Source organism: Corynebacterium pygosceleis, from assembly GCF_016595275.2.
GTDB lineage: Bacteria > Actinomycetota > Actinomycetes > Mycobacteriales > Mycobacteriaceae > Corynebacterium > Corynebacterium pygosceleis.
The window spans coordinates 115,370-128,560 of the sequence record NZ_JAENIQ020000001.1 but is presented as its reverse complement, the minus strand read 5'-3'; the positions used below and the strand labels follow the sequence as shown (position 1 = coordinate 128,560).

Here is a 13,191-nt window from a genome sequence, read left to right as displayed (position 1 = left end):
GGTTGGTTCTGGTGGACGGTGCGGGTGCGGTGGTGTCGCACCCGTTACAGCGGGATGTTGCCGTGCTTCTTGGCGGGGACGTTGACGACCTTGCGGTCGAGCAGGCGCAGGCCCTCGATCAGCTGGCCACGGGTCTCGGACGGCGGGATGACGGCGTCCACGTAGCCGCGCTCGGCCGCCATGTACGGGGTGCACAGGGTTTCCTCGTACTCTTTCTCGTACTCCTTCATCACCGCGGCGACGTCCTTGCCCTCAGCCGCGGCGGCCTTCAGTTCCTTGCGGAAGATGAAGCCGACGGCACCGGAGGCGCCCATGACGGCGATCTGGGCCGTGGGCCATGCGAGGCAGATGTCCGCGCCCATGTCCTTGGAGCCCATGACGCAGTACGCTCCGCCGTAGGCCTTCCGGGTGATGACGGTGATCTTTCCGACCGTCGCCTCGGCGTAGGCGAAGAGCAGCTTCGCGCCGCGCCGGATGATGCCGTCGTATTCCTGGGTCGTACCGGGCAGGAAGCCCGGGACATCGACGAACTCCACGATGGGGATGTTGAAGGCGTCACAGGTCCGGATGAACCGGGCCGCCTTCTCGCTGGCCTTGATGTCGAGGCAACCGGCGAACTGCATCGGCTGATTGGCGACGAAGCCGACGCTGCGGCCCTCGATACGACCGAAACCGATGAGGATGTTCTCGCCGTAGCCCTCCTGGATCTCCAGGAACTCACCGTCGTCGACGACGCGGGTGATGACTTCCTTCATGTCGTACGGCTGGTTCGGGGAATCCGGGATGATCGTGTCGAGCTCACGATCGGTGTCGGTGATGTTGTCCGCGATGGAGCCCTCCATGATCTCGGCTTCCTGGCGCGGTGCCTCCGCACGGTTGTTCTGCGGCAGGTAGGTGATGAGTTCACGGACCCAGTCGAGTGCGTCGGCGTCATCCGAGCCGGTGTAGTGCGAGGTTCCGGACATGGACATGTGCGTGTCGGCACCGCCCAGTTCCTCCTGGGTGACCTCCTCACCGGTGACGGTCTTGATGACGTCGGGGCCGGTGATGAACATCTTCGAGGTCTTGTCCACCATGACCACGAAGTCGGTCAGGGCGGGGGAGTAGACGTGGCCGCCGGCGCAGGCCCCCATGATCATGGAGATCTGCGGGATGACACCCGAGGCCATGGTGTTGCGGTAGAAGATCTGGGAGTAGAGGCCCAGGGAGACGACACCCTCCTGGATGCGTGCTCCGGCGCCTTCGTTGATGCCGATCAGCGGGACACCGGTCTTGATGGCCAGATCCATGATCTTCACGATCTTCTCGCCGTAGACCTCGCCGAGTGCGCCGCCGAACACCGCGCCGTCCTGTGAGAACACGCAGACCTTGCGGCCGTCGATGGTTCCGTAACCGGTGACGACACCGTCGGTGACGGGCCGCTTCGCATCGAGGCCGAAGTTCTTCGACCGGTGGCGCGCCAGCGCATCCACCTCAACGAAGGAACCGTCATCGAGGAGGTACTCGATGCGTTCACGGGCGGTCTTCTTGCCCGCCTCGTGCACGCGCTCGACGGAGGCTTCGCCCATCGGGGCGACGGTCTCGGTCAACCGGGCGCGGAGGTCGGCCAGTTTTCCGGCCGTGGTGGTCAGGTCGGGTGTGGAGTTTTCGGTCGTCATGTTTTCCAAGTTTATAGGCGTGGTACCGGAGGAAGGAGTGAAAAGGCCCGGCATTCTCGGTCCGTAGGATGTCCCGGGACGGGAACTCCCGTGGACTGAGACACTCTAGCAGGGCTCCCCGCGTCCGACGATGGGGCGGGAGGTGCGACCTGTGCAGCACTTTTGTTCCCGGAACTTAAAAGGTGAACGGTGTCTCCCCGTCGATCATCTCTGCGTGGGGAGACACCGTCCGTCCGGCTCCGGTCACCCCCGGGCAGGGGGCCGGGGTGGGACTTCGGAGGGTCCCACGGGTCCGGTTCACGTCGTCACAGGGGGATGTTTCCGTGCTTGCGGGCGGGCCGCTGAACATTCTTGCCGGAGAACAGCCGCAGGTTTCGGGCGATCTGTCCACGGGTCTCACTCGGCAGGATCACGGCGTCGATCAACCCGCGCTCCGCGGCGAGGTACGGGGTCAGCATGTAGTCCTCGTACTCCCGCTCGAAGGAGGCGGCGAACTCGGCGACGTCGAGGCCCCGGTCGGCCGCGTCCTTCAGCTGCTTGCGGTAGATGAAGCCGACGGCACCCTTGGCGCCCATGACGGCGATCTGTGCGGTCGGCCACGCCAGGTTGAGGTCCGCCCCGAGGCCCTTGGAGCCCATCACGCAGTAGGCTCCGCCGTAGGCCTTGCGCATGGTGACGGTGATCTTCGGGACGGTGGCCTCGCCGTAGGCGTAGAGCAGTTTCGCGCCCCTGCGCAGGATTCCCTCGTACTCCTGGCCCGCGCCGGGCAGGAAGCCGGGGACGTCGACGAGCATGACGATGGGGATGTTGAAGGCGTCGCAGGTGCGGATGAACCGGGCCGCCTTCTCGCTGGCGTCGATGTCGAGGCAGCCGGCGAACTGGGTCGGCTGGTTCGCGACGAACCCGACGGACTGTCCCTCGACGCGGCCGAAGGCGATGACGACGTTCGCGGCGCGGTCCTCCTGGATCTCCAGGTAGTCACCGTCGTCGGTGAGGCACTCGATGACCTCGCGGACGTCGTAGGGGGTGGTCGGGGAATCGGGGATGATCCCGTCCAGTTTCAGGTCGTCCGCGGTGATGTTGTCGTTGATGGACCCCTCGTCGCGGTCGTGTTCCTCGAGGGGGGCGTAGCTGCGGTTGTTCGAGGGGAGGTAGCCGACGAGTTCCTGGACCCATTCGAGGGCGTCCTCGTCGCTGGCGGCCGTGTAGTGGCTGTTGCCGGCTGTCTCCATGTGGGTGCTCGCCCCACCCAGCTCCTCCTGGGTGATCTGTTCGCCGGTGACGGTCTTGATGACGTCGGGGCCGGTCACGAACATCTTCGAGGTCTGGTCGACCATGACGACGAAGTCGGTCAGCGCGGGGGAGTAGGCGTTTCCTCCGGCACAGGCACCCATGATCACGGAGATCTGCGGGACGACGCCGGAGGCGTTGATGTTCTGGTAGAAGGTCTGCGCGATGAGGTCGAGGGACACCGCACCGTCCTGGATCCTCGCACCGGCACCCTCGTAGAGGCCGATGAGGGGGCGGCCCGTCTCGATGGCCAGCTCCATGATCTTGATCATCTTCTCGCCGTAGACCTCCCCGAGTGCGCCCCCGAACACGGTGCCGTCCTGGGAGAAGATGCAGACCTCACGGCCGTCGATGGTTCCCCAACCCGTGACGATGCCGTCGGTGGCGGGACGACGGCCGCCCATGCCGAAAGCGGTGGTGCGGTGCCGGGCGAGCTGGTCGGTCTCGATGAAGGAACCTTCGTCGAGGAGGAAGTCCAGTCGTTCGCGGGCGGTGAGTCGACCGGCGGCATGGACCTTCTCCACCGGGGCGAGACCCATGGGGAAGGTGGCCTCGGCGCGGCGTGCCTTGAGGTCCGCGATCTTGTCTGCGGTGGTCATCGGGCCGGACATCGAGGAAACGTCGATCAAAGGTGAGGAAATCGTCATGTTTCGGGAGTCTAAGCCAGTAGTTTTAGTTTTCAAAGCAAAAACGTGGTGATCTGTGTCACAGCGGGGAAAAATGCTGGTGAACTGCTGTTTCCTCAGGTCAGGGCAGCTTCCGGTGTGTCGCCCTCCCGGCCGCCCACGCGCTATCGTGGCAGTCATGAATTCGCGGACCCCACGTACCCAGGTCGACACCGGCGCCCTGCACCGTCGCTGCGTCACCGGCGGCCCCTACGCCCGTATCGTGCACACCGGCAGCACGGGTTCCACGAACGCCGATCTGGTGGCCGCATCCTCCCGGGGGGCTCCGGAATGGACCGCCGTCATCGCCGAACACCAGTCGGCGGGGAGAGGCAGACACGGGCGGGTGTGGACGGCGCCCGAGGGAAGTCAGGTCATCGTCAGCGTGCTCATCCGTCCGTCTGCGCCGGGCCTCGTCCGTCTCGGCACACTGCCGCTCGCCGCCGGGCTCGCGGTCATCGACGCGGTCACGGCCGCCGCCGACCGTGCCGCCGCGGAAACCGGATCGCCGAGCCCACTGCAGCCGGTGCTGAAATGGCCCAACGACGTGCTGCTCGGAGGGCGGAAACTCTGCGGCATACTCGCCGAGGCGGCGAACCTCTCCGACGCCCCCGCGGTGGTGATGGGCCTCGGCATCAACGTCTCCCTCACGGAGGATGAACTGCCCGTGCCCCACGCCGTCTCCCTGGATCTGGCCGCCCCCGGGCACACGTTCGACCGGACCCTGCTGACCGGGGACGTCCTGCTCGCCCTCCATCACCGGCTGACACAGTGGGCGGCCGGTGCCCCGGGACTCCTCGCCGACTACCGCGACGTGTGCTCATCCATCGGCGCCCGTGCGAAGGTCCTCATCCCCGCGGCGGAGGGGGAACGGACCATCTACGGCACCGTCACGGGGGTCGCCGACGACGGACGGCTGCTGTTCCGCGATGAGGACGGGAACGACCATGAGCTCGCCGCCGGTGACGTCACCCACCTGAGGCCCGTATGAGTGGAGGGATGACCCCGGACCGGGACGAGCACGTCCTGGCCGACGTGAAGGCGCCGCTGCGGGAGATGGTCTTCCCCTTCCTCGAGATGATCGTGGTCACCGGGGTGCTGTGGATCATCATCGGCTGGTTCGACGCGGCGGACGCGGGCAGATACGGGGTGGGGCCGCTGCACCTCCCGCCGGAGTGGCGCAACGGATTCGTCCTCCTCTGGGCCGTACTTGTCCTCTGGCGTTTCCTGCTCCCGTTGCTGCGGAAACGTCGCCGTCGGATGATCGTCACCGACCGGCGCATCATCTTCCGCGGCGACGGGTTCCGGGCCCGCCCCCGGACCCTGTCCATGTCAGCGGTGACCTGGGCCGAGAAGGAGCGGGGGCTGCTCGCCGTGTACCTCCGGGACAGTGACGTACCCGTCTGTTACCGGGGGCTGCCGAAGGTCCGGAAGATAGCCCGGATCATCAATGATCCCCACCTCTGAGTCGCACGGGCGCACCGCTATAGTTGGGCGGTGTGAGCAACCATCCCCGTGATCCCTTCCCAGCAGGCGGAAACCCCGACGCGCACGCGACCGGGATGCCCGTCGTCACCGTCATCGGCGACGGACAACTCGCCCGGATGATGCAGACGGCCGCGATCGAGATGGGGCAGTCCGTCCGGCTCCTCGCGGGCTCCGCGGGAGCGTCGGCGGCGCAGGTCGCCGCCGACGTCATCATCGGTGACTACACCGATCTCGACGCCCTCCGGGGTGCCGCCGAGGGGGCGAGCGTCGTCACCTTCGATCACGAGCACGTGCCCGCGCGACATCTCCGCGCGCTCATGGACGCCGGTGTCAACGTCCAGCCCGGTCCCGATGCCCTCGCCCATGCGCAGGACAAACTCATCATGAGGGAACGACTCCGGCAGCTCGGTGCCCCGGTTCCCCCCTTCACGGCGGTCGACTCCGTCGACGATGCGACCACCTTCTTCGACGACGTCGACTCCAGGGTGTGTCTGAAGGCCCGCCGTGGCGGATACGACGGCAAGGGCGTCTGGTTCCCCGGCACCCGTGAGGAACTGATCCGGCTGGTCACCGAACTCCTCGGTCGTGGCGTACCGCTCATGGCGGAGGAGAAGGTGCGCCTCGACCGGGAACTGTCGGCGATGGTCGCCCGGACCCCGTCCGGTCGCTGCGCCGCGTGGCCCGTCGTCGAATCGGTGCAGACCGCCGGTGTCTGCACCGAAGCCGTCGCCCCCGCACCCGACCTTCCCCCGGCGCTCGGGGAGCGGGCGGGGGAACTCGCGGTGAAGATCGCCGGTGACCTGGGGGTGACCGGTGTCCTGGCCGTCGAGCTCTTCCTGGTTCACGCCGATTCCGGGGGAGAGGCACGGATCCTCGTCAATGAGCTGGCGATGCGGCCGCACAACACGGGTCACTGGACACAGGACGGTTCCCGCACCAGCCAGTTCGAGCAGCACATCCGGGCGGTCCTCGATCTCCCTCTCGGGTCCCCCGAACCTGTCGGGGGGACGACGGTCATGGCCAACGTCCTCGGTGCGGACACCGATCCCGACCAGAGTCTCCACGACCGGATGATAGAGGTCTGGAACCGTTTCCCCGACGCGAAGATCCACCTGTACGGCAAGGACTGGCGTCCCGGCCGTAAGATCGGACACGTCAACCTGACCTCGGATCCCGGTCTCGGCGGCGGCGTCCCCGAACTCCGTCGACGGGCGCGTCTCGCCGCCCACTACCTCGTCCACGCGACCTGGGCGGACGGCTGGATCTCCGACTGACACACCACCCCACAGCCCCCACCGGAAGGACGGACATGGACGACAACGCGGAGCGTGACACTCCACGGCACACCGGCCCACTCGTCGGACTCATCATGGGATCCGACTCCGACTGGCCCACCGTGGAACCCGCCGCCGAGGTACTCGCCGAATTCGGCATTCCCTTCGAGGTCGGTGTCGTCTCCGCGCACCGGACGCCCGAGCGGATGCTCGACTACGCCCGTTCCGCCCACACCCGTGGCCTGTCCTGCATCATCGCCTGCGCCGGTGGGGCGGCGCACCTCCCCGGTATGGTTGCCGCGGCGACCCCGCTGCCGGTCATCGGCGTCCCCAGGGCCCTCGACACCCTCGACGGCATGGACTCCCTGCTGTCGATCGTCCAGATGCCCGCCGGTGTCCCCGTCGCCACCGTGAGCATCGGTGGAGCGAAGAACGCGGGGCTCCTCGCCGCCCGGATTCTCGGCGCGGGCGACCCCGCGCTCGTCGAGCGGATGGCGGCCTACCAGGACGAGATGCGTGACGCGGTGCTCGCCAAGGACGCGGCACTGCGTGAGCGGTTGCTGGGACAGTGACCCCACCCGTCGCGGACGGTCCCCGGCTTCCCGTCGTCATCCTCGGTTGTCGGCTCCGGGACGGCAGACCCGGTCGCGCACTCGAACGACGTCTCGTCGCGGCGCTCCCCGCGGTCCGGGAACACCCTTCCTCACCCGTCGTCGTCACCGGATACGGGGAGGCGCCGGCGATGCGGGACTGGCTCGTGGACAGGGGGGTGGACGTCACCCGCATTCTCACGGAGGATCGCGCCACCTCCACCAACGAGAACCTGGAGAACACCCGTGAACTACTGGCCGACTGGCCGGAGTGGATCGTCGTCACCAACGAGTTCCACATTCCCCGGGTGAAACTGTGGGCGTGGCACCACGGCTACCGTGTCAGGATGGTCTCCGCCAGGACCCCGCTCAAGCGGATCCCCCATCTCTGGAGCAGGGAGATCCTCGCCCTGCTCCACTCCGCGCTCAGAATCATCTGGCGACGCATCCGCTCCTGAGCGGTCTCAGCGCCTCCGGCCCGACCGCCACAACCAGACGGCCGCGAGGACGAGGACGAGAGCGAGAACCGCGGGCCACACCGCAGGTTCGGGACGTGTCACGTTGACCACCGCCTGGATGAGGGCCACCACGGCGAAAAAGGACACGAAACCGGTGACGGTGTCGCGTTGCAGTTTCCGCCGGCGGGCCTCCGCCGGATCACGGCCGGGACCGGACGGAGCTGCACCGGAGCTCCTCCCCGTCGTCGGACCTCCGGTCACGCCTTCACACCACCGGCGGTCAGACCGGCGACGATACGCCGCTGGAAAACCAGCACCATGATCACCAACGGCACCGTCACCAGTGCACCCGCCGCCATGATCGACGTGTACGGGTACTCGAACGCGGACGGCCCGGAGAAGCGCGCGATGGCGACCGTCACGGGCTCCGTCGCGGTCGTCGAGAGCTGCTTGGCGAGCATGAACTCGTTCCACGCCGCGATGAACGCGAGAATCGCGGTCGTGAACAGGGCGGGTGCCGCCAGCGGGAGCAGGACCAGGCGGAACGCCTGCCCCCGGGACGCGCCGTCGACACGCGCGGCCTCCTCGAGTTCCCACGGGAGCTGCTGGAAGAAACTCACCAACGTGTAGATGGTCAGCGGCAGCGCGAAGGAGATGTTCGGGATGATCAACGCCCGGTAGGTGCCGATCCACCCCATGTCGCCGAAGAGCTGGAACAGGGGGGTGACCAGGGCGATGCCCGGGAACATGCTGGCCGCCAGGACGATCCCCGTGACGATGCCCTTGCCCCGGAAATCCAGCCGCGCCAGTGCGTACGCGGCGAACACCCCGACGAGGACACTCGCGGCGGTGGTGACCAGGCCGATGATCAACGAATTCCCGATCGCCGCGAGAAAGTTGTTGCCGGCGTCCGTTGCCAGCGCGTCACGGAAATTGTCGAGGGTGACGTGTGTCGGCCAGGGTGTCGTGTCGAAGGTCCAGTCCGAGTCACGGAGCGCGGTGACCAGCATCCAGTAGAAGGGGGCGAGTCCCCACACGAGAATGGCCAGTACACCGATGTAGTTGCGGATGCTCTTCATCATCGTTCCTCTTCTTCGGTGTCGGCCGGACCGGGAGTCGGGGCGTTCCCCGGACGGGCACCGGATGCGGCCAGGACGAGCGGGTTGTGCGCCGGGGGAGCATCATCGACCGGCGCGGCGGTCGTGCCCTTCGCGGTCCGCGACGAACCGCGGATGTCCGCCCCGAGGAAACGGATCATCACGAACGCGACGGCGAAGATGAGCAGGAAGATCAACGTCGACAACGCGGAGGCGGAGTTGAAGTGGTTCTGGCGCATGTCCTCGACGACGAGCTGGGAGATCGTCGCGGTCGGGGAGCTGGAGGCCCCCGAGATCATGATGACCGGAAGGTCGTACATGCGCAGCGCGTCCAGGGTGCGGAACAGTACCGCGACCATCAACGCCGGTCGCACCAGCGGGAGAGTGATCCGGGTGAATATCTGCCACCGTGAGGCACCGTCGACCCGGGCGGCCTCGTAGACGTCCTTCGGGATCATCTGCAGTCCGGCGAGAATGAGCAGGGCCATGAACGGTGTCGTCTTCCACACGTCGGCGAGGATGACGGCCGTCCGTGCCGCCCACGGGTCGGTCGTCCACCGGACGTCCAAACCGAGGACGGCGTTGACGACACCCTGATCGGCGAAGATGAACTGCCACAGTTTCGCCGTGACGGCGGTCGGTATCGCCCACGGGATCAGCACCGCGGCGCGGAGCAGGCCCCGACCGAAGAACTCCCGGTTCATCACCGTCGCCATCCACATCCCCAGGGCGGTCTCCAGACTCACCGTCACCACCGCGAAGAAAACGGTGATCCGCAGCGCCGGCCAGAAATCGGTGGACAGCACACCGGGGGGACAGGTGCTGTACTCCCCGCCGCCGGCGGGGCAGCTCTGGGTGAGCCAGTACAGGTAGTGCCGGAGTCCGGCGAAACCTCCCTCCACGAAGAAACCCGTCGTGGGGTCGAGGCCCTTGTCCGCCTGGAAGGACAACCAGATGGCCCGGACGATGGGGTACCCGATGACGACGGCCAACACGATCATCGTCGGTGCGATGAGCATGGCCGCCGAGCGGGTCTGCTTCAACCTGGACATGGAACTCCTCGGTCCGGTGGTGGTGGCCCGGCGGTACCTGCCGGGTCCGTGGGGCATCCTTCTACTACATCTACCCGCCGGTCAGCGGCGGTGGACATCCTCCCCGGATGGCCGGGGGTGCCGCGGGGGAGGATGGGGGAGGTGGAACAATCGTCGGTACACAAGGATCAGCCCCGGTGATCGACGTCGTGCCGAACACCGGGGCGGACCCGCATGGTGGAAATCCGGGTGGAACGGTGTGACCCGTCCTACCTGGGGCGCTAGCGGCTGGACTGCTCCATGGCCGCCTGCATGTCGGACGCCGCGTCATCGACGCTCTTCTCGCCGGTCAGTGCGGCGTAGGAGTTGTCCTGGATCGCCTTGGAGATCGCCGGGTAGAAGGGGCTCACGGGACGCGGGACGGCGTTCTCGAGGGAGATCTTCAGGGCCGGCATGTAGGGGAACTTCTCGATGAGGTCCTCGTCGTCGTAGATCGACGCGAGCACCGGCGGGAAGGACGCCTCGGCGAAGCTCATCTGGTTCTCCTCGGAGATGATGAACTCGATGAAGTCGCGGGCGGTCAGCTTGTTCTCGGAGTAGGCCGAGACGGCGTTGTTGTAGCCGCCGAGGGTCGAGACACCGACGCCGTCCTTGGCCACCAGCGGCTGCACCTCGAACTCGCCCTTGACCGCGGAGTTGTCCTTCTCCGCGTTGCCGTACATGTACGGCCAGTTGATGGCGAAGGCGGTACGGCCCTCGGTGAAGGCCAGGTTGGTCTCCTCCTCGGTCGCGGAGATCGAGTCACTCGCGATCACCCCGTCGTCGTAGGCGTCGACGAGAGCCTGGAGTCCGGCCTTGGAATCGTCGGAGTCGACGACGGGCTTCTCGTCGGAGTCGATGACGTGGCCGCCCCAGCCCTCGATGAAACCGACCGTGTTCACGGTCAGGCCCTCGTACTTCTTCAACTGCAGGGTCAGGCAGTCCTTGTCCTGCTCCGAGACCTCCTTGCAGTCCTCGGCGAGTTCCCCGAAGTTCTCCGGGGCCTCGGGCACCAGGGCCGTGTTCCGGAAGAGGAGCTGACCGTTGGTGTTCTGCGGCACCGCGTACAGCTTGTTGACGTAGGTCGCGGAATCGACGGTGGACTGCAGCAGTCCGGAGGTGTCCACGGCCATGTCTCCCTCGAGGGGCTCCAGCCACTGGTTCGCCGCGAACTCCGCGGTCCAGATGACGTCGAGTGCCATCACGTCATAGTCGGTGCTCTTGGCCTGCAGCGCCTGCTTCAGGGTGTCGGCCTGTTCGTCGGCTTCACCGGCCAGCTCCTTGAGCGTGACCTTCTCGTCCGGGTGCTCGGCGTTCCACTTCTCGATGACGGGCTTCAGCTTGTCGGTGTCGTTCTTGCCCATCGCGAAGGTGATCGGTCCACGGCCCTCCGCGTCGGAGGACGTCGCCTCCTTCGCGGCGGAGGATGCCGCGGAACTTCCTGAGGTGACCGCGTCCCCGGCCTTCTCCGAAACATCGTCGGAGTCGGAGGAACAGGCGGTCAGCGCGCCGGTCGCGAGGAAAGCGGTGGCTGCGACGGCGGTGACGGCCCTGCGGTTGAATCTGATCGTCATAAGGTGACTACCTCTCGTTCGGTGTTCCCCGGGGGTGCGGCTACGCATCACCGTGAAAGAAGGTGATGAGATACGCCACATGCCGGGGCGGTTGTGATCGACTATACCTTTGACGCCGTTCAAAACGGGCGTTATGGCGTGTGCACATGTCGGATGTGGGGGGAGTCACGCCCCATCCGTGGGTGAAAGGAGCCGCACCGTTCCCACCTTTCACACCGGCGGCCGTGCGGCTGAAGAACCCCGGTCCGCACACCCCGGGGGTCAACGGAACTGCACGGGGCCCGCGATCACTCCAACCGGTCACCGGTCCCCGCATCGAACCAGTGCGCCCGGTCCATGTCGAGGACGAGCCGGACCCGGTCACCGCGTGCCGGCGTCGGGATGTCACCCAGTCGGGCGACCACCGTCACCTCGGGGGAATCGACACGGTGGGCGTAGAGGTACGATTCCGCCCCCAGTTCCTCCACCAGATCCACCTCGGTGTCGATGACCGTGACCCCGGGCCCGTCGGGCTGCGGGGCACCGTCTGCGAGCGGGCGGACGTGTTCCGGGCGGATGCCCAGGGTCACCCGTCCCCGCTCCGGGTCATCCGCCGCGAGGAGGTTCATCGAGGGGGAACCGATGAAGCCGGCGACGAAGGCGTTGACCGGACGCTCATACAGATCCTTCGGGGACGCGACCTGTTGCAGAACCCCGTCCCTGAGGACGGCGACGCGGTCCCCCATCGTCATCGCCTCGACCTGATCGTGGGTCACGTACACCGTCGTCGTACCGAGCCGCCGTTGCAGCGCCGCCAGTTCCGTCCGGGTCTGCACCCGGAGCTTCGCGTCCAGATTCGACAGGGGCTCATCCATCAGGAACACCGCCGGATTCCGCACGATCGCCCGCCCCATCGCGACACGCTGACGCTGGCCACCGGAGAGATCCTTCGGTTTACGGTCGAGGAACGGGGTGAGGCCGAGCACGTCAGCGGCCTCGCGGACCTTGGCCTCGATATCCCTCTTGGGCAGCTTCGCCAGCTTGAGGGAGAAGCCCATGTTCTCCGCGACACTCATGTGCGGGTACAGGGCGTAATTCTGGAAGACCATCGCGATGTCACGGTCGGCCGGTTCCGCCCGGGTCACGTCGTGCCCGTCGATGGTGATGCTCCCGTCCTCGACGTCCTCCAGTCCCGCGAGAGCACGGAGGGTCGTGGACTTCCCGCAGCCTGAAGGTCCCACCAGCACGAGGAACTCACCGTCGGCGATCTCCAGATCGAACGAGTCCACGGACGGACGCTCGGCGCCGGGATAGCGGATGGTGACATTGTCGAAACGAACGGTAGCCATGGGGAAAATCTAGCAGTGGCGGGGCCGCGTCACCGGAACGTCACCCGTTCGGTGGTGGCGATCGACTCCAGACGATCCGCGTCGACGGGGCCGCCCACCACGACCACCGAGCCACCGGCGGCCAACGGGGCGAGCACCCCCGAAGCGAACCCACCGTTGTCCGTCCACCCCGTGATCAGCGTCCGGGACCCGGCGGGCGGCAGCGGGACGGTGTCCCCGATCTTCTCCCGCAGGGTCCCCGTCGGGAAGGGGAACTGGTCACCGTAGAAACGGACGACCGGCCCGAAGTCGACCATCCCCTCCGGAACCGTGCCACCGCATTCCTCGACACCACGTCCGAAGGGATCGTCGGTGACCACCGCGACATCTCCGGTGAAGGACGTGTCCGCCCGGTCGAGTGACGTGAACAGAACCTCGGCGGAGGAGTCGGTGCCGATCGTGTAGTCGACACCGGCCGCGAGAGCACCGAGCACCACCGCGACGGACTGCCACCCCGCGGGCAGGTCGACGGCGATCCTGGAACCCGACTGGAGATCGAACTCCTCGTAGAGCATGTTCCCCACCTTCGCGGCCCAGTTGTCGAGGGTCTGTGCGGAGAAGTCGAGCCGGGCGCCGGTGATCTCGTCGTAGACGGTCAGCCGGGGCACACCGGGGTCGGCGGTCAGCAGATCTCGGAGCAGGTCCATGCCACAAGGGTAG

13 protein-coding genes are annotated in these 13,191 nt (G+C 66.9%); 5 read left to right on the top strand and 8 right to left on the bottom strand.

The annotated features are described in order from the left end of the window. Positions 1 to 44: 44 nt before the first annotated feature. Together JIM94_RS00510 and JIM94_RS00505 are read right to left on the bottom strand one after the other, a co-directional pair. A complete protein-coding gene (locus tag JIM94_RS00510) occupies positions 45 to 1,658 on the bottom strand; it encodes an acyl-CoA carboxylase subunit beta (protein ID WP_200254172.1) in 1,614 nt (537 codons plus the stop codon). A gap of 305 nt (positions 1,659 to 1,963) precedes the next feature. Next, positions 1,964 to 3,595: an acyl-CoA carboxylase subunit beta gene (locus JIM94_RS00505; RefSeq protein ID WP_200254170.1), complete on the bottom strand. Its 1,632-nt coding sequence runs from the start codon at positions 3,593 to 3,595 to the stop codon at positions 1,964 to 1,966. Between the two features lie 157 nt (positions 3,596 to 3,752). Between JIM94_RS00505 and JIM94_RS00500 the strand changes: the two genes are divergently transcribed. Genes JIM94_RS00500 through JIM94_RS00480 form a run of 5 tightly spaced genes read left to right on the top strand, consistent with a single transcriptional unit; the run spans position 3,753 to position 7,423 of the window. Then, complete coding sequence (locus JIM94_RS00500; protein WP_200254168.1) at positions 3,753 to 4,604, top strand: biotin--[acetyl-CoA-carboxylase] ligase; 852 nt, start codon at positions 3,753 to 3,755, stop codon at positions 4,602 to 4,604. Next, positions 4,601 to 5,080, top strand: a complete 480-nt coding sequence (locus tag JIM94_RS00495) for a hypothetical protein (RefSeq protein WP_200254166.1) — start codon at positions 4,601 to 4,603, stop codon at positions 5,078 to 5,080. Before JIM94_RS00500 ends, JIM94_RS00495 begins: the two co-directional genes overlap by 4 nt. A 32-nt stretch (positions 5,081 to 5,112) precedes the next feature. Beyond that, on the top strand, positions 5,113 to 6,375 hold the full coding sequence (locus tag JIM94_RS00490) for a 5-(carboxyamino)imidazole ribonucleotide synthase (RefSeq protein WP_267173040.1): 1,263 nt from the start codon (positions 5,113 to 5,115) through the stop codon (positions 6,373 to 6,375). A gap of 35 nt (positions 6,376 to 6,410) precedes the next feature. After that, positions 6,411 to 6,947, top strand: a complete 537-nt coding sequence (gene purE, locus JIM94_RS00485) for a 5-(carboxyamino)imidazole ribonucleotide mutase (RefSeq protein ID WP_200254165.1) — start codon at positions 6,411 to 6,413, stop codon at positions 6,945 to 6,947. Continuing rightward, positions 6,944 to 7,423 (top strand): YdcF family protein, encoded by a 480-nt coding sequence (locus JIM94_RS00480; RefSeq protein WP_200254163.1) that lies wholly within the window; start codon positions 6,944 to 6,946, stop codon positions 7,421 to 7,423. Before purE ends, JIM94_RS00480 begins: the two co-directional genes overlap by 4 nt. Before the next feature lie 6 nt (positions 7,424 to 7,429). Here JIM94_RS00480 and JIM94_RS00475 read toward each other — a convergent pair whose 3' ends face one another. From JIM94_RS00475 to JIM94_RS00450, 6 genes are all read right to left on the bottom strand, one after another. Further along, complete coding sequence (locus tag JIM94_RS00475; protein ID WP_200254299.1) at positions 7,430 to 7,684, bottom strand: hypothetical protein; 255 nt, start codon at positions 7,682 to 7,684, stop codon at positions 7,430 to 7,432. Continuing rightward, on the bottom strand, positions 7,681 to 8,502 hold the full coding sequence (locus JIM94_RS00470; RefSeq protein WP_200254283.1) for a carbohydrate ABC transporter permease: 822 nt from the start codon (positions 8,500 to 8,502) through the stop codon (positions 7,681 to 7,683). The genes JIM94_RS00475 and JIM94_RS00470 overlap by 4 nt, the downstream gene beginning before the upstream one ends. Then, positions 8,502 to 9,572, bottom strand: a complete 1,071-nt coding sequence (locus tag JIM94_RS00465) for a carbohydrate ABC transporter permease (RefSeq protein ID WP_200254161.1) — start codon at positions 9,570 to 9,572, stop codon at positions 8,502 to 8,504. The genes JIM94_RS00470 and JIM94_RS00465 overlap by 1 nt, the downstream gene beginning before the upstream one ends. A gap of 260 nt (positions 9,573 to 9,832) precedes the next feature. Then, positions 9,833 to 11,164, bottom strand: coding sequence for an ABC transporter substrate-binding protein (locus JIM94_RS00460; protein WP_200254158.1), 1,332 nt, complete (start codon positions 11,162 to 11,164; stop codon positions 9,833 to 9,835). A gap of 287 nt (positions 11,165 to 11,451) precedes the next feature. Next, entirely contained in the window at positions 11,452 to 12,492 is a 1,041-nt protein-coding gene (locus tag JIM94_RS00455) for an ABC transporter ATP-binding protein (protein ID WP_200254156.1), read from the bottom strand. 29 nt (positions 12,493 to 12,521) lie between these two features. Continuing rightward, entirely contained in the window at positions 12,522 to 13,178 is a 657-nt protein-coding gene (locus JIM94_RS00450) for a TIGR03089 family protein (RefSeq protein WP_200254153.1), read from the bottom strand. Positions 13,179 to 13,191 lie beyond the last annotated feature (13 nt).

Excerpts from the sequence above, each read along its gene's own strand:
- JIM94_RS00500 (WP_200254168.1), top strand. The coding sequence starts at position 3,753 with ATGAATTCGCGGACCCCACGTACCCAGGTCGACACCGGCGCCCTGCAC.
- JIM94_RS00510 (WP_200254172.1), bottom strand. The coding sequence starts at position 1,658 with ATGACGACCGAAAACTCCACACCCGACCTGACCACCACGGCCGGAAAA.
- JIM94_RS00495 (WP_200254166.1), top strand. The coding sequence starts at position 4,601 with ATGAGTGGAGGGATGACCCCGGACCGGGACGAGCACGTCCTGGCCGAC.
- JIM94_RS00470 (WP_200254283.1), bottom strand. The coding sequence starts at position 8,502 with ATGAAGAGCATCCGCAACTACATCGGTGTACTGGCCATTCTCGTGTGG.
- JIM94_RS00505 (WP_200254170.1), bottom strand. The coding sequence starts at position 3,595 with ATGACGATTTCCTCACCTTTGATCGACGTTTCCTCGATGTCCGGCCCG.
- JIM94_RS00465 (WP_200254161.1), bottom strand. The coding sequence starts at position 9,572 with ATGTCCAGGTTGAAGCAGACCCGCTCGGCGGCCATGCTCATCGCACCG.
- JIM94_RS00455 (WP_200254156.1), bottom strand. The coding sequence starts at position 12,492 with ATGGCTACCGTTCGTTTCGACAATGTCACCATCCGCTATCCCGGCGCC.
- purE (WP_200254165.1), top strand. The coding sequence starts at position 6,411 with ATGGACGACAACGCGGAGCGTGACACTCCACGGCACACCGGCCCACTC.
- JIM94_RS00460 (WP_200254158.1), bottom strand. The coding sequence starts at position 11,164 with ATGACGATCAGATTCAACCGCAGGGCCGTCACCGCCGTCGCAGCCACC.
- JIM94_RS00450 (WP_200254153.1), bottom strand. The coding sequence starts at position 13,178 with ATGGACCTGCTCCGAGATCTGCTGACCGCCGACCCCGGTGTGCCCCGG.